The organism is Bacillus sp. CGMCC 1.16541 (genome assembly GCF_003184905.1).
GTDB lineage: Bacteria > Bacillota > Bacilli > Bacillales > Bacillaceae_H > Priestia.
The window spans coordinates 80,256-95,510 of the sequence record NZ_QFRU01000008.1; the positions used below are offsets into that span (position 1 = coordinate 80,256).

At 40.0% G+C, this 15,255-nt stretch carries 13 protein-coding genes and 1 other annotated feature; of the genes, 12 read left to right on the forward strand and 1 reads right to left on the reverse strand.

Annotated elements, in window-relative coordinates; translation table 11 throughout:
* Window positions 1-41 precede the first annotated feature (41 nt).
* Window positions 42-575, reverse strand: coding sequence for a cupin domain-containing protein (locus DIS06_RS09850; RefSeq protein WP_110113097.1), 534 nt, complete (start codon window positions 573-575; stop codon window positions 42-44).
* Window positions 576-753: 178 nt separating this feature from the next.
* Between DIS06_RS09850 and DIS06_RS09855 the strand changes: the two genes are divergently transcribed.
* The 12 genes from DIS06_RS09855 to DIS06_RS09915 all read left to right on the forward strand — a co-directional run bounded on the left by DIS06_RS09855 (window position 754) and on the right by DIS06_RS09915 (window position 15,154).
* Window positions 754-1,332, forward strand: a complete 579-nt coding sequence (locus DIS06_RS09855) for a biotin transporter BioY (protein ID WP_110113098.1) — start codon at window positions 754-756, stop codon at window positions 1,330-1,332.
* A gap of 78 nt (window positions 1,333-1,410) precedes the next feature.
* Window positions 1,411-2,838: an AMP-binding protein gene (locus DIS06_RS09860; RefSeq protein WP_110113099.1), complete on the forward strand. Its 1,428-nt coding sequence runs from the start codon at window positions 1,411-1,413 to the stop codon at window positions 2,836-2,838.
* Complete coding sequence (locus DIS06_RS09865) at window positions 2,835-3,977, forward strand: thiolase family protein (protein WP_110113100.1); 1,143 nt, start codon at window positions 2,835-2,837, stop codon at window positions 3,975-3,977. The genes DIS06_RS09860 and DIS06_RS09865 overlap by 4 nt, the downstream gene beginning before the upstream one ends.
* Before the next feature lie 12 nt (window positions 3,978-3,989).
* On the forward strand, window positions 3,990-4,370 hold the full coding sequence (locus tag DIS06_RS09870; RefSeq protein ID WP_110113101.1) for an FAS1-like dehydratase domain-containing protein: 381 nt from the start codon (window positions 3,990-3,992) through the stop codon (window positions 4,368-4,370).
* A complete protein-coding gene (locus DIS06_RS09875) occupies window positions 4,367-4,759 on the forward strand; it encodes a MaoC family dehydratase (RefSeq protein WP_110113102.1) in 393 nt (130 codons plus the stop codon). The genes DIS06_RS09870 and DIS06_RS09875 overlap by 4 nt, the downstream gene beginning before the upstream one ends.
* Before the next feature lie 12 nt (window positions 4,760-4,771).
* Window positions 4,772-5,569: an SDR family NAD(P)-dependent oxidoreductase gene (locus DIS06_RS09880; RefSeq protein WP_110113103.1), complete on the forward strand. Its 798-nt coding sequence runs from the start codon at window positions 4,772-4,774 to the stop codon at window positions 5,567-5,569.
* Window positions 5,570-5,624: 55 nt separating this feature from the next.
* Window positions 5,625-5,878, forward strand: a binding site (T-box leader).
* 72 nt (window positions 5,879-5,950) lie between these two features.
* Complete coding sequence (locus DIS06_RS09885) at window positions 5,951-7,165, forward strand: MFS transporter (RefSeq protein WP_110113104.1); 1,215 nt, start codon at window positions 5,951-5,953, stop codon at window positions 7,163-7,165.
* A 284-nt stretch (window positions 7,166-7,449) separates the two neighbouring features.
* Window positions 7,450-8,868: an SWIM zinc finger family protein gene (locus DIS06_RS09895; RefSeq protein ID WP_239422014.1), complete on the forward strand. Its 1,419-nt coding sequence runs from the start codon at window positions 7,450-7,452 to the stop codon at window positions 8,866-8,868.
* Between the two features lie 14 nt (window positions 8,869-8,882).
* A complete protein-coding gene (locus DIS06_RS09900) occupies window positions 8,883-10,688 on the forward strand; it encodes a HEAT repeat domain-containing protein (protein WP_110113107.1) in 1,806 nt (601 codons plus the stop codon).
* Window positions 10,681-11,766, forward strand: a complete 1,086-nt coding sequence (locus tag DIS06_RS09905; RefSeq protein ID WP_110113108.1) for an ATP-binding protein — start codon at window positions 10,681-10,683, stop codon at window positions 11,764-11,766. Before DIS06_RS09900 ends, DIS06_RS09905 begins: the two co-directional genes overlap by 8 nt.
* Window positions 11,763-13,982, forward strand: a complete 2,220-nt coding sequence (locus DIS06_RS09910; RefSeq protein ID WP_110113109.1) for a DUF5682 family protein — start codon at window positions 11,763-11,765, stop codon at window positions 13,980-13,982. Before DIS06_RS09905 ends, DIS06_RS09910 begins: the two co-directional genes overlap by 4 nt.
* Window positions 13,982-15,154, forward strand: coding sequence for a VWA domain-containing protein (locus tag DIS06_RS09915; RefSeq protein ID WP_481746853.1), 1,173 nt, complete (start codon window positions 13,982-13,984; stop codon window positions 15,152-15,154). Before DIS06_RS09910 ends, DIS06_RS09915 begins: the two co-directional genes overlap by 1 nt.
* Window positions 15,155-15,255 lie beyond the last annotated feature (101 nt).

Here is a 15,255-nt window from a genome sequence, read left to right on the forward strand (position 1 = left end):
TCGTATGGAAAGAGGATGTCATTTTAAAAACCACCAATCTATCATTTAGTAAAACACCTTGTTATCGTGCCGTTTCGGCTCCAATAATTAATTAAAGGTCCTTCTGATCCATATACAGGATCTGTACTTGGCATCATCACCTGTTTAATTTCTTGTAACACCTCTGGCCTTTCTGTTGGTTCTCCAGTTTTAATATTATAATTCATTCCATTTGGATAAGCTCCGACTACTCGGAAATCAGAAGTTGCATGTAATCGTTTATGGCCGGTTCCGGCGGGTAATACAAAGACATCTCCTCGTGATACTTCTATTCGTTCTCCTCGTTCACCGCCAAGTTGAATGGTTGAAGTTCCACTGATTACACCGAGTACTTCATGTACGTTGCTATGATAATGATGGTAATCAAAAACCCCATTTATCCAACTGTTTCGCCAATTATGAGTATTGAATATGTATTCAATTTCTTTTGGACAGTGAGCAAGCACTTGGTGATACACTAGTACAGGAAGCTCGTCGTTATTTGGGATAGTACCATCATCATTAAAATAGTAAGTCGTTATGTCACATACTTTCATCGTATCTCTCCTCTCTCATTTTACTCACTTTAACAAATAATTCCCAAATTTCTCTATTTATAAACAGCGCTTTGTCACTTCTGATAATAGTAAACCTATAAAAATGAAAGGTTGACAGAAGTTTACCTTATCTGATAATTTAGAATAAAATAACATGTTGTAAGAGGGGTAAGGAAAAATGAAACTAAAAGACATGATGTACGTATCACTATTTGCTGCCTTAGTTGCTGCACTTGGATTACTACCACCGATTGCCCTTCCATTTACACCTGTACCGATTACTGCACAAACGTTTGGTGTTATGTTAGCAGGTGCGGTATTGGGAGCGCGCCTAGGGGGAATGAGCTTAGGTCTCTTTGTTTTACTAGTTGCAATCGGTGCACCTATGTTATCAGGTGGACGAGGTGGATTAGGTGCATTACTTGGGCCGAGCGGCGGCTACGTTTTAAGCTGGCCAATTGGTGCATTTGTAATTGGATATTTAGTGGAAAAGTTATGGAATCAATTAAAGCTTTGGAAAATGATTGCCTGTAACATTATCGGAGGAGTATTAGTGGTTTATGCTGGAGGAATTACCTATTTGTCATTCGTTGCCGATTTAACATGGATGCAAGCGGCTATTTCAGCACTTGTATACATTCCAGGTGACATCGCAAAAGCAGTTTTATGTAGTGTCATTGCATTGCGAATTCAAAAAACGTATCCACTGATCAAGCCGAAATCCAAACCAACTAATTCTTACACAAAAGTGGCATAAGAATGTGAAAGGCGTATCAATCGTGATGCGTCTTTTTAACTATCTAAAAATAAATCCTTTTATAAAGGGGCTAGGACCATGATTATTGGACAAACGTTAACCATACATAAAAAGAATCGAAGTCATCATCCTGCGATTGTTACGGAACATCAAGTTATTTCCTATGCCGAGTTATATGATAGGATTCACGATATTCAGCGAAATCTTGTATTTCGGTTTGGTACAGGAAAGCAACGTAAAATCGGCATCGCTCTTGGGAATTCTTCTTCATTTATAGAGTTGTTTTTTGCTGTTACCACACTCGGTTGGGTAGCCATTCCTTTTGACCCAAAATGGAGTCACCGTGAGCGTGAACTCGTTGAAGAAGAATGTCAGGTCGATCTCATTGTCGATAACATTGAACCGATAAAAGATCAGGAAAAAGGCGAGTTCATACAATGGACGACGGAAGACGAAACGTTATTTTATATAGGCTATACATCAGGATCAACAGGGAAGCCCAAAGGATTTATGCGTCATCACCGTTCGTGGGTATCGAGTTTTCAGTCAGTAGAAGAAGCCTTTAACTTAACCATGAATGACGTGTTTTATGTTCCAGGACCACTTTGTCATTCCTTGTCTTTATTTGCAGCTGTCCATGCCATTCATATGGGTGCCACTCTTTATCTAACCTCTACGTTTGAACCAAAGCGTGTAGCGAGTTTGTTAGAGGACAAGCCAATTACAACAATGTATGTCGTCCCTACGATGATTCAAGCTCTGGTCACATTATTTCGTGAGCATGATAAGCAACTAAAGAAGCCGCTAACACTTATTTCATCAGGAGCCAAATGTTCACCCGAATTAAAAGATCGTGTAAAGAAGCAATGGCCATCTACAAATCTCATTGAATTTTATGGAGCATCAGAGCTTAGCTTTATGACCTATCTTACGAGTGAAGAGGGAGAAAAGAAGCCAAACAGTGTAGGAAAACCGTTTCCTCGTGTCGAACTCTATTTATTAGACGAAAATCAACAGGAAGTGACAACGAAGCAAGCAGGAACTCTCTATGTGAGGAGTCCATTTGTATTTAAAGGATATGTCAATGAACCGCTTGCGACAAAAGAAGTATTTCGAGGTGAATTCGCAACAGTGGGAGATGTGGCTTATCGAGATGAAGAAGGATTTATTACGTTAGTCGGGCGAGAAAAAAACATGATCATTAGTGGTGGTCTAAATATTTATCCTGAAGAAGTAGAAGAAGTAATCAAAAGGATAGAAGAGATTGATGAAGTGGTTGTGACAAGTGAACGTGACGTCTATTGGGGAGAGAAGGTAGTGGCTCTTATCAAGTGGAAAGAAGGTCAATCGCTATCAATCGATGTGTTGAAAAACCATTGTCGCAATGAATTGTCATCTTTTAAGTGTCCGAAAGCCTTTATTGAAGTGACCGAACTTCCGTACACATCAAGTGGGAAAATCGCGCGTAAAGAAGTTCAGAAACAAATCAGAGGTGAGAAGGTATGAGAGAAGCTGTTATTGTTGCAGCAAAACGAACGGCGGTCGGAAAAATAGGGGGAATGTTTAAAGACGTGCCACCAGAAGAACTAGCAGCTACGCTTATTAGACAAATCATCTTAGATTATCAGCTTCATCCTAGCTCTATTGATGAAGTAGTACTAGGGAATGCAGTTGGACCTGGCGGAAACATAGCGAGGCTCTCAGCACTTCAAGCTGGACTGCCAGTGACGGTTCCTGGTGTAACGATTGACCGTCAATGTGGATCGGGTTTAGAAGCGATTAACATCGCGATGCGTTTCGTTCAATCAGGTGCAATCGATGTTGTGTTAGCGGGAGGTGTGGAAAGTAGTAGTCTAGCACCTTGGAAACTAGCAAAACCGACATCGTTGTATCACCCAGGTGGACCGAATTTAGTGACTCGAGCTCGCTTTTCACCTGATTGTATTGGAGACCCTGATATGGGTGTGGCCGCTGAGAACGTAGCCAAACAGTTTCATATTTCACGAGATGACCAAGATACATACGCTCTTCATAGTCATCAAAAAGCCATTCATGCGCAACAAACGAGGCGATTTGAAATGGAAATAGTATCTGTTAACGGAATGATAAGAGATGAATGTCCACGTGAGCAAACAAGTAAAGAAAAGTTAGCAAAGCTCCAGCCTGTTTTTCAACAAGGGGGAACGGTTACAGCGGGAAATGCCTGTCCAATTAATGATGGAGCAGCTCTTGTACTCATCATGTCAGCGGAGAAATGCATCGAGTTAAACTTAACACCAATTGCAACACTTGTTGATGCGACAAGTGCAGGAGTCGATCCCAATATACTGGGTGTTGGTCCCATTCCAGCTGTTCAAAAATTGTTAGAGCGTACCAACCTCTCTATTTCTGATATCGATGTATTCGAATTTAATGAAGCATTTGCATCACAAGTTCTTGCATCAATTCGCGCACTACATATCCCTGAGGAAAAGTTGAACTTAGGTGGAGGGGCACTTGCGATTGGTCATCCATACGGGGCATCGGGAGCTATTTTAATCACACGATTATGTACAGAAATGCAACGAACAGGAGCAAAAAGAGGATTAGCAACACTAGGAATTGGTGGCGGATTGGGAGTTGCGACGTTACTTGAGCGAAAATGAGGGGGAGAAAAGATGACACAATTGCTAGAAGGTAGAAGGTCAGAGGTTGTAGATATAACCGTTACAGAACAAATGGTGCGCGATTATTTAGAAGTAATTGGTGCAGACATGGAACAGTTGCATATTCCAGTGACAATGCCGTTTATTTTTTGGCACAAGCTTGAGACACCTTGGCTTCATAATGCGGGAACACTTGTTCATGGCGAGCAAGCATTTATGACACACGTACCTCTTTCCATTGGTTCTACATATCAATGTCACGTAGAAGTAAAAAGAGCGCGTACAAAAGGCTCCATGCAATTTCTAGAGCATGTGTTAGAAGTAAAAGATGGTGACCAATTAATGTGTGAGAGTATTTCAACAATCATCGTGATAGGAGGCGGCTCGAAATGATGACATTCCGAGTGAATGAAGAGCTATCAACCAATTTCTCGGTAGAAGTAACAAAACAAATGGTCGAGCAATATGCACGCGTATCAGGTGATTATAATCCTATTCATCTGAAACAAGAAGCAGCCATGAAAGCCGGATTTCCTAATACAATTGCGCATGGTATGTTAGGAATGGGTATTAGTACGAGACTACTTGCGCCATATTTAAGTGAGAATAGCATCATCACCTCTTATCAAACACGCTTTACTTCGCCGCTAATTGTTGGTGAAACATTGCATGTAAGTGGAACAGTATATGAAAAATCAGACGATCATGCTGTCATTAAGTTTACCGGCAGTACAAATCAAAACGTATTTCAAGGAACGTGCATCATTCGCTTTTTAGCTTAAGGAGAGGGTACGATGAACAATCGTGTTGTCATCATTACAGGTTCGACAAGAGGAATCGGAAAAAGTATCGCTGAATTGTTAGCCTTTGAAGGTTCATCTATCGTAATCAATGGAAGAAGTGAGGAGGCTGTTCAAGATACAGTAAAAGAAATTCAATCACGTGGTGGAAAAGCAGTTGGTGTTTCTGGGGCAGTGGAGGAGTTAGCGACAGGAAAGCAGCTTGTCTCAGAAGCAGTTCATCACTTTGGAAAAGTAGACGTACTCATAAATAATGCAGGTGTTGTACATGACCGTATGACGCATAAAATGAGTGAACGAGAGTGGGATGAGGTGATGAATAGTCATCTAAAAGGAACATTTGCATCCACGCAACCGTTCATTAAACAAGTGAAGCAACAAAAAAGCGGTGGCTACTTGGTGAACATGACATCCACTGCCGGACTTGAAGGAACAGTTGGGCAAGTAAATTACAGTGCTGCAAAAGCAGGTATTCTAGGAATGACGTGGACACTTGCGAAAGAATTAGTACGAGATCATATCATTGTAAATGCGATTGCACCAGCAGCATTAACTGATATGACAAGACCGTTTGTTGAAGTCGCAAAACAAAAAGCGAAGGAAAAAGAAACCGAACTTGAAGATTATTGGGATATTGGCAGTGCAGAGGATGTGGCCGTCTTTGTTCGGGATCTTTTATGCCTTCAGGATTCCACTCTTACTGGTCAAGTTTTTAGTGTGAACGGAAAAACAATTGGACGCTGGCAAGCACCACGTTACGAATCATTTAATCTAGCAGATTATTCTCTTTAAATAAAATGAATTCCATTATTTACAACTCGTTATCCGAGATGATAATATAGTGAAAATACATGCGATGAAGAGAAGAGTACGTGAATAAGGTTTTTCATAGAGAACTCCGGTTGCTGAAAAGGAGTAAAAACCATTCACCGAACCAAGACTCAGAGCAGCACATAGGAACCGCTTTAGGGGATTGTGTGACAGAAGCTCCTGTTATCGAGCGAAGGTATAAGCCGGATAGGTCGTACCTAATAAGATTAATATGGTGACATATTAATAAACTGGGGTGGCACCGCGATTTCAAAAGCTCTCGTCCCCAAGACATTTGTCTTGGAGGTGAGAGTTTTTTTATTGTTCAAAAGCAGCAACGATTTAAAAAGGAGGACATTGAACATGAAATCGTGGAAATATCCGTTACTTCTACTAGGAAGTGTGGGCATCTCAAATCTTGGAGAATGGATTTATCTATTGGCGTTAAACGTCATGATTTTAGACATAACAGGTTCACCATCGGCAGTGGTAATCCTTTATTTGATTAAGCCTTTCGCTACGTTATGTACAAATGGATGGGCTGGTAGCTTTATTGATCGGTCACCTAAACGTCATATGATGGTAAGTTTAGATTTTGCAAGAGCAATCATGATGGCCTTACTACCTTTCTTATCATCTCTTTGGATTATCTACTTTCTTGTTTTTTTCATTAGTATGGCGAGTGCAATGTTTCGTTCAACATCTATGGTTTATGTGACAAAGTTGATTCCCAATTCAAAAAAGAAACGATTTAACTCATTTTACAGCTTTATAAACTCAAGCGGCTTTTTAATGGGACCCGCGATTGCTGGGGTACTATTTCTTATTGGCACGCCCTTACTTGCTATTTTCGTCAATGCAATCGCTCTTTTTCTATCAGGTGTTATTACGTTGTTTATGCCAAACGTGGAAGAAAGCACTCCACGAAATCACCCGACATTTTCGTTTACACTTATTAAAGAAGATTGGCATGTTGTACGTATGTTTAGTCGTTCTGCTGTTCAAGTGATGGTTAGTTATTTTTTATTTAGCTGGATTGTAATGATAATGGCAAGTGCACTTGACTCCTTAGAAGTGGCTTTTGCGAAAGAAGTATTGCACCTATCAAACAGTGAGTACGGCTTTCTTGTCAGCATTGCAGGAGCAGGGATGATGGTGGGGGCCCTTGTTAACACTTTGATTGTCACTAAATTCTCTACTTCTGTTTTAATGGCCGGGGGGACAGTGGGAGTAGCGGCAGGGTATTTGCTATTTGCCTGTTCAACGACATTTATGATGGGGAGTATAGGTTTCTTTTTATTAGCTTTTGCTCTTGCATTTGCCAATACAGGCTTTCTTACATTCTATCAAACAAACATTCCTGCTCATGTAATGGGCAGAATCGGAAGTATATATGGATTCATTGAAGCAGCTTGTATGATCGTGATGACTACGTTAGCAGGAATTATCGTATATTTTATACCGTTACAGTTCGTTGTGATGAGTGGGTCCATTTTTATGATGATAGCGGCAATTGCTCTTTGTTTCTTTCAACTACAACCGATAAAAGCTGTCAAAACAAAAGGGTCTGCCACCTAAATCATAGGTTTACATGAAACGTCACCAGTCTATCTATCTCATTAGTAGTACTGTATGTTAAGAGAAAGAAATGTTGAGGCGTGAGACAAACAGATGGATTTTTCACTCTATCTCTTGTTGGTTTAAAATAGTTATATATTACCATATGTTTTGTGGAGAATTAGATAGTTCTGGTAAACAGTTGGAGGTAAAATATAGATATGAAGTAAAATTATTTATTTACAGAACATTTGTTCGTTATTATAATAAAAGTATGAAAATAGGAAAAGATTGTGAGAGTGAAAATGATGATCACATTAACTGAAGAATATATTGATTCCGTTGCGCCTAACGCCTCAGCTGTTAAAAATGGTTGGGGGTTAGTCAAAAAGAAAAAATTTGAAAAGTTACATCAATCAGGCGATCAAATGCTTTTATTTGGAGAGTGTACAGGAAGTGGTAAGAAACCGTATATTACATCTGTTGATTTTATTAACAAAGAGCAACCTACATATCGCTGTACATGTCCAAGTCGTCAATTTCCGTGTAAACATGCACTCGGCCTTTTATATGCTTATATTGATGGTCAAGCTTTTACAGAAGCAGACATACCTAAAGACGTAATTGAAAAACGTGAAAAAATGATAAAGCGAGCAGAAAAAAAGCAAGCAGAAGCTGTAGTGCCAAAGAAAAAGAAAGTAAACAAAGCAGCGCTTCGTAAAAAGTTACAAGCACAACTAGAAGGACTTGAAATGATTGAAACGTTGTTGCATAACCTTGTTCGTGGTGGGCTAGGTGCTATCGATGCAAAGACGCTCAAGCAAGTTGAAGCGGCAGCAAAAGAAGCAGGTAATCATTATTTAAAAGAACTTCAACACGCTTTGCGCGAACTTGTGCAATTATGGAAAGCAAAGCTTCCAGAAGAACAATTGTATGGAAGAGCCATTCATGAAATTCAACGATTATCAGTTATTTGTAAAAAAGGGAAAAGCCATTTAGAAAATCGGTTAAACGATGAAGAGCTTACACTTGATACAACAACTTCTATTGAAGAGTGGATTGGTCATACGTGGCAACTAGCAGAGCTGCGAGAGTTAGGAAAGGTAAAATATGATGTGAAACTTGTTCAACTTTCGTATGCATCTTATCAAAATGATGCTAGAAAAGAATTTGTTGATGAAGGAATTTGGTTATCATTACAAGATCAACATCTGTATTATACAAGACAATATCGGCCGTTTCGAGCAGCTAAACAGCTCAAACAAGAAGATTCTACATGTTCAGTTTTACACACAGATGAGTTTGTCATCTATCCAAGTGAAGGGAATGCACGAGTTCGCTGGGAAACTTCGAAACTTGAAGAACTGTCTGAGGAGACGTATTTGTGCATTCAGCAAGCAGCGAAGCACAGTCTGTCAGATGTGGTAAAACACGTGAAGAATCAACTAAAACAACCGCTAGCCGATAAGCATCCGCTTGCGCTTATTGCCTATGACAAAATTGGCAAAGTAAATGAAAAGTGGATACTTGAAGATCAACAAGGTGAACGTCTTACACTAGCAGATGAGGATGGAGATACAATACCACTTTTAACGTTACTAAGAGCGGATCAATTATCTAATCAAGTATTGCTCGTTCAATTTCACCACAACTTACAAAGCAATGAACTAACTGCAAAGCCATTATCACTTATTACACACGAACAAATCATTCGGTTTAAATAGAAGGAGTATGAAACATGATACCTATTTTATCGAGTTTACATGATGAAACAAAACGCTTAATGATTGCTGGTAGTGATTTAGCAGTCAACGATCCAAAACTACAAAAGCTCATTCCAACCCTAAAAACAATGGGAGAAAAAGCTCCGATATTTGCTAAGCTTGCAGCACTTACAGAAGAACTAATTCAAACGAAAGAAGAAACAGCTACGAAGCTAATCGAGCTTTCCCAACTACTTACTTCTATTTTATACACACAAGGGAAAACAGGAGAAGAAGGGACACTTGTACAAAATGAAGTGTCTGTTACGTATGAAACAACGCTTTCTCACCGTCGTATCCATCCCTTGATAGAGGCTTTAACAACAACCGGTTCAGGGCGCTTGCAAATTATCCAAGAAGCTGTTGAATCAGGCTTATACAAAGATTTACGACTTGTTTTACCGTTTATTTCAGCATTAGAAGATTCGTACGCAGAAATTGGAGATTATGTGGCAACGAATGTATTACCAACACTTGACCCATCCATTTTGCCTCTCATTCAAGCACAATTTAACTTGAAAGGATCAAAAGCAGACGCTCGACGTTTAAAGGTAATTAGCTCCTTTTTAGGAAAAGAAGGCATGTCACTTTATTTAGAAGCAATCGAAAGCGGTTCAAAACAAGTAAAAATCGAAGCGATTAAATGCTTAGCATCATTCGATGAAGCAGAAGAGTGGCTTTTAACGTATGCAAAAGATAAAAAGGTAGAGGTGCGAACAGCTGCCTATGAAGCTCTTGCGAGTCGAGAATCAGAAAAGGCAGCAGCGTGTGTAGCTGATGCACTTCGCGGAAAAGACAATTATCATGTCATGTATATTGTGCAAAATAGTCAGTCCAAACGATTAGGTGAACATGTACAATCCTATGTGAAACAAGCGTACGATACCTATCTTGAAACGAAAAAAATTGATGACAAAGATCGTTTTGCAGAGAGTTTGCGTTTATTAGAAGGAAAGAAACAAGAAGATGTAAAGGCGCTTTTAACAGACATTATTTACAACGTAGAAGTTCAAGCTGCGATTGCAAGAGAAGCGTTACACCTATTAATTGAAACATACGGAATGGAGATTTTGAAAGAGTTTCCAAATGTTCATCAGCTTAGAAATCGAGCAAGCTTAGTTGATTTTTCCTTTCGGTATGGGCTCTTACACTCGTCAAAAGAAGATGTGTTTGAGCAATTTTCTCGTTATGTAAAAAGAGGTCGAAACGATTACGGAGCCCGCCTCATTCTTGAGATGATGGATCGAGGAATTTTCTTTAAAGGAAATTTACAATCGTTTGATCGAGAGTATGAAAAACAGAGCTATTATTACGATTATTATGAGGAAGAACGAGAAAATCCTTGTTTAGCAGTAGAATGGGATGCACGCTGGATTGATTTATTCATGAGCATGGAAGAAGAAAAGCTCGTATTCCGATTGGTAACAGATGGAACAAACGAAAAGCACGTACAGTATGTAATAAATAAACTCGCACTTAATCCGTACTTCTCTAGCTCGCGTGGTGTAAATGCGATGACAGCATTGCTGCAAATGAACATTGAAAACGTATTTGATGTATTAGTAGACACGTTGAAAAAAACCGACAAGTATAGCAACTCAATTAAATTTCACTTAACAACAGTGTTAGAAAATATGAGACTATTTACGGTTTTACAGACAAGGTATGCACCACAATTAGAAAGAATCGCCGTAGAAGAGATTGAAACAGAAAAAATCAAAAATCGTTTATTAACCATTGCATATGATTTACAAAAAAGTGAGGAGAGCCAATATGTCTAATCTTTTACGATTGCCAGCTGAACAGTTGTATCAAGAAGAAATTGAAGCGTTAAAAAAAGCAGAAAGAAATACAGTACCTCCCGGTTGGCAGCTCTCTCCTCGTTCTGTTTATACGTTTATCGCAGGTGGGCAGTGTGGAAAGATGGAGATTACACCAAAATACATTGGAAACAAACGACTTGTTGAAATGGCCATTGCGACATTGGTAACAGATCGTGCGCTACTGTTAATAGGGGAACCTGGTACAGCGAAGTCGACATTGTCAGAGTTACTAACAGCTGCTATTCACGGAGACTCTTCAAAAGTCATTCAAGGAACGGCTGGGACGACAGAAGAACAAGTGCGCTATTCGTGGAACTATGCGATGCTGTTAGCGAAAGGTCCTTCATTCGACGCTCTTGTTAAGAGTCCGATTTATCGTGCGATGGAGCAAGGTGGTATTGCTCGATTTGAAGAAATTTCACGTTGTTCATCAGAAGTCCAAGATGCACTGATTTCGATTTTGTCAGAAAAAAACATGTCAATTCCCGAGCTTGGTGAAGAGGTATCCGCTGTTCGTGGATTTTCAGTCATTGCAACGGCAAATACACGTGACCGCGGGGTGAACGAAATGTCATCTGCTTTAAAGCGTCGTTTTAATATTCTTGTATTGCCAACACCTGCAACGATTGAAACAGAAATAGAAATCGTAACAAAACGCGTAAATGAACTTTCCGCTCAATTTGATCTTCAAGCAGAACTGCCTTCAGAAGAGTTAGTGCGCCGTGTTGTGACTATTTTCCGCGAGCTAAGAAGTGGTATGACTCTTGATCGCAAAGAGAAAGTAAAAGCGCCAAGTGGAGTGATTTCAACAGCAGAAGCCATTTCGCTTTTAACCAATAGTATGGCTCTGTCTGGCAGCTTCGGAAGCGGTCAGCTAACTGAAGAAGATGTGGCAGCTGGTTTACAAGGAGCCATTGTAAAAGATGAGCAAAAAGATGCGATTGTATGGAAAGAGTATGTAGAAAACGTGATGAAGAAAAAAGGCTCAGCATGGCGCGAGTTGTATCACGCGTGTTGTGAGTTGAACGGACGATGATTCCCCATATTTTCGGTGTGCGTCATTTGTCACCTGCATCGGCTTATCATGTAGAAAAGTGGTTAGACGATGTGAAACCAACAGCCGTTTTAATTGAAGGTCCAGCGGATGCGACTCCACTGATTGCACATATCGCGAGAAAAGAAGTGAAACCACCACTTGCTATTATGGCATACACACAAGAAGTGCCAGTTCAAACAGTTGTGTATCCTCTAGCTTCCTATTCACCGGAGTATCGAGCCATTATATGGGCAATTCAACATGATGTTCATGTTTCGTTTATTGATTTGCCGAGTTCTATTACTCTTGCAAGAGAGAAGGAAACAGAGCGATATGAAGGGGAATCAATCTATGAAAGAATGGCTTCCATTGCTGGGGAACTAGATTATGAATCTTATTGGGAGCGTTCATATGAACACATTCAGTCATCTCAATCGTTTCAGCAAGCGATTCATACATTTTCCTCGCATTTGCGAGAGCTTGAAAGAGAAGATGATGAGAATATGCACCGTGAAGCGTTCATGAAACAGCAAATTCGACAAAAAATAGAAGAAGGTTATGATCCGAATAAGATTGCGGTGATTACAGGTGCTTTTCATGTAAAAGGGTTACAAGAAGCTCAAAATCAAGAAGTGCCAGTTGTTCAACCCGTTGCGACGAACCTAACGTTAATGCCTTATTCAAACTTCAAATTGTCTGCAAGATCTGGTTACGGAGCAGGGAATGATGCGCCAGCTTATTTCGAGATGATGTGGGAATGTATGCAAAGAGGAAAGTTACATGAACTTCCTTCCTATTATATGACATCCGTTGCTTCAGCTTTAAGAGAATCGGGTACGTTTCGTTCATCTGCTGAAGTGATTGAGGGTGTAAGACTAGCTCACTCGCTTGCTTTATTTCGGGATGGCTTTTTGCCAACGTTGCGCGATTTGCGAGATGCAGCAACTGTAAACTTAGGGCAAGGTGAGTTTTCGGTCATTGCTGAAGCCTGTGCACAAGTTGAAACAGGAATCAATATCGGATTTCTACCAGAAGGAGTTAGTCAAACCCCCATTCAAGACGATTTTTATCGTGAAGTAAAGAAGTTGAAGCTTGAAAAGTATAGGACCACTGTTAAACAAACGGTTCAACTTGACTTGCGAGAGAATCGACGAGTAAAGAGAAAGGAAGCTGCATTTTTAGATTTAAATCGTTCCTCTTTCTTTCATAAATTACAAGTGTTACAGCTTCCATTTGCGTTACCTGTCTTCTATGAACAAGATGACGCAACATGGGCAGAGCGTTGGGACATACAATGGACACCTGAAGTAGAGATGCAACTTGTTGAAACAACTTTACTCGGTGAAAGTATCGATTTAGCCGTTGCTTTTCGATTAAAAGAGCGACTTGAAAGTAGTAAGCGTGTATCTCAAGCTGCTGAAGTCGTTCATACAGCCTTTCAATGTGGCATGCTTACGATGATGAAAGTCGCTCAAGTCACAGTTCAACATTTGACAGTCGATGAAGGAGACTTCATTGAAACTGCTAGTGCAGCAACGAATATTGCACAAGTCGTTCAGTACGGAGATGTTCGTAAAGTGGATAGCACGTCGTTACAGCCTATTGTGAAGCAACTCTTTTTACGCAGCACACTGTTACTAGTCGATAGTACTCGATGTAATAACGATGCTGCGCGACTTATTATGGACGCGATGAATGAAGTGAACGCTATCGCTCTTCAACTCTACGAATTAATAGACGAAGGAGAGTGGTTACGAGTATTAAAAGAAGTAGCATTTCGAGACGATCTTAATCCTTTGCTATCAGGTTATGCTTGTACGCTTTTACTTGAACGGAATCAAATCGATGCAAAGACACTGTCAGAAGAAGTAGCGAGACGATTATCACCAGGGGTGCCAGTGGATTTAGGAGCAGGTTGGTTTGAAGGATTATGTGTTCGGAATAAATATGCGCTTTTATCACGTCCGTTCTTATGGGAACAAATTGATGACTACGTCTCCTCACTTTCAAATGAGCAGTTTTATCGTGCACTCGTCTTTTTGCGACGTGCGTTTACATCGTTTACCTCAGTTGATCGAGCAAAAGTAGCAGAGTTACTTGGTGATTTATGGGGAGGCGATTCACTGATGATAAGCGAACAATTACATGAATCGTTAACAGAGGAAGAAGAAGCGGCAATCAATGAATTAAACGACTTTGAGTTTGGAGACTTTTAATGATGACAAATTATCAAAACATGCCAAGGTGGCGTCTGATTTTAGGTGAAGGGTCAAGAGAAACATTCACATCGTATGATGAACAAATGGTTCAATTAACAGATGAACAGCAGTTAATGGATGAAGCGTTAGCTGCCATTTATGACAATACAGATGGAAGTTCAGCAAGTATGGGCTCCTCTTTAAAACTTGCAAAATGGCTTGGGGATGTTCGAACCTTTTTTCCGCAGGATGTTGTCTCCGTTATTCAACGTGACGCCATTGAACGTAAAGGCTTAACACAACTTTTATTTGAACCTGAAACGATGAAACATGTAAAGCCGAGCATTGAAATGGTTGCCACGCTGTTATCGTTAAAAGGCAAAATCCCTGAACGAACAAAAGATACTGCGCGAGAACTTGTTCAAGCTGTTGTTGAGGATATTCGGAAGCGCCTCGAGCAAGATATTCGTCAAGCGGTAAAAGGAGCTTTAAACCGTCAAAAACATTCTCCGTTATCAAGCGGATTACAGAGTGTCGATTGGCAGTCAACCATTAGGCGAAACTTGAGGCATTACAATAAAGAATATCAGATGGTTATCCCAGAAAGATTTTATTTTTTTGAACGAGCACGTCAATCCAATCATTGGACTGTTATTGTAGATATTGATCAAAGTGCATCGATGGGTGAATCGATTATTTATGCTTCAATTGTGAGTTCCATTTTCGCAAGCATACCTGCTTTAAAAACACACGTTGTGGCATTTGATACAGATGTGGTCGATTTAACAGAACAATGTGAACAAGACCCAGTTGATATGTTGTTTGGCATTCAACTAGGAGGTGGAACGGATATTAATAAATCCATTGGATATTGTGAATCGTTTATTACAGATCCAGCTAAGACGCTGTTTATATTAATTTCAGATTTAGAAGAGGGAGGAAATCGGGCAGGTATGATTCGGCGTTTACGAGAGATGCATGAAGCAGGAGTAAAGGTTATTAGCTTACTAGCACTTTCTGATGAGGGGGTTCCTTATTATGATCAATCGAACGCGAACCAACTTGCAAAAATCGGTATCCCTTGTTTTGGGTGTACACCGTCACTGCTTCCTGATTTACTTGAAGATGCTCTAAAGGGGAAAGATTTACGTGAGTGGGCGACGAAGTCGTATCACTCGTTGCGTTCATAAAGAAATCTAGATTCAAACTTAGTTGTTATGAGCTGTAGAGGGTTATTCCTCTATTGTTTATCATTTCAGTCGAGAAGACCCCCACCTCAAGGAATGAGAAG

Bases quoted from the DNA above. Each gene is read 5' to 3' on its own strand.
- DIS06_RS09850 (WP_110113097.1), bottom strand. From the start codon at position 575: ATGAAAGTATGTGACATAACGACTTACTATTTTAATGATGATGGTACT.
- DIS06_RS09855 (WP_110113098.1), top strand. From the start codon at position 754: ATGAAACTAAAAGACATGATGTACGTATCACTATTTGCTGCCTTAGTT.
- DIS06_RS09860 (WP_110113099.1), top strand. From the start codon at position 1,411: ATGATTATTGGACAAACGTTAACCATACATAAAAAGAATCGAAGTCAT.
- DIS06_RS09865 (WP_110113100.1), top strand. From the start codon at position 2,835: ATGAGAGAAGCTGTTATTGTTGCAGCAAAACGAACGGCGGTCGGAAAA.
- DIS06_RS09870 (WP_110113101.1), top strand. From the start codon at position 3,990: ATGACACAATTGCTAGAAGGTAGAAGGTCAGAGGTTGTAGATATAACC.
- DIS06_RS09875 (WP_110113102.1), top strand. From the start codon at position 4,367: ATGATGACATTCCGAGTGAATGAAGAGCTATCAACCAATTTCTCGGTA.
- DIS06_RS09880 (WP_110113103.1), top strand. From the start codon at position 4,772: ATGAACAATCGTGTTGTCATCATTACAGGTTCGACAAGAGGAATCGGA.
- DIS06_RS09885 (WP_110113104.1), top strand. From the start codon at position 5,951: ATGAAATCGTGGAAATATCCGTTACTTCTACTAGGAAGTGTGGGCATC.
- DIS06_RS09895 (WP_239422014.1), top strand. From the start codon at position 7,450: ATGATGATCACATTAACTGAAGAATATATTGATTCCGTTGCGCCTAAC.
- DIS06_RS09900 (WP_110113107.1), top strand. From the start codon at position 8,883: ATGATACCTATTTTATCGAGTTTACATGATGAAACAAAACGCTTAATG.
- DIS06_RS09905 (WP_110113108.1), top strand. From the start codon at position 10,681: ATGTCTAATCTTTTACGATTGCCAGCTGAACAGTTGTATCAAGAAGAA.
- DIS06_RS09910 (WP_110113109.1), top strand. From the start codon at position 11,763: ATGATTCCCCATATTTTCGGTGTGCGTCATTTGTCACCTGCATCGGCT.
- DIS06_RS09915 (WP_481746853.1), top strand. From the start codon at position 13,982: ATGATGACAAATTATCAAAACATGCCAAGGTGGCGTCTGATTTTAGGT.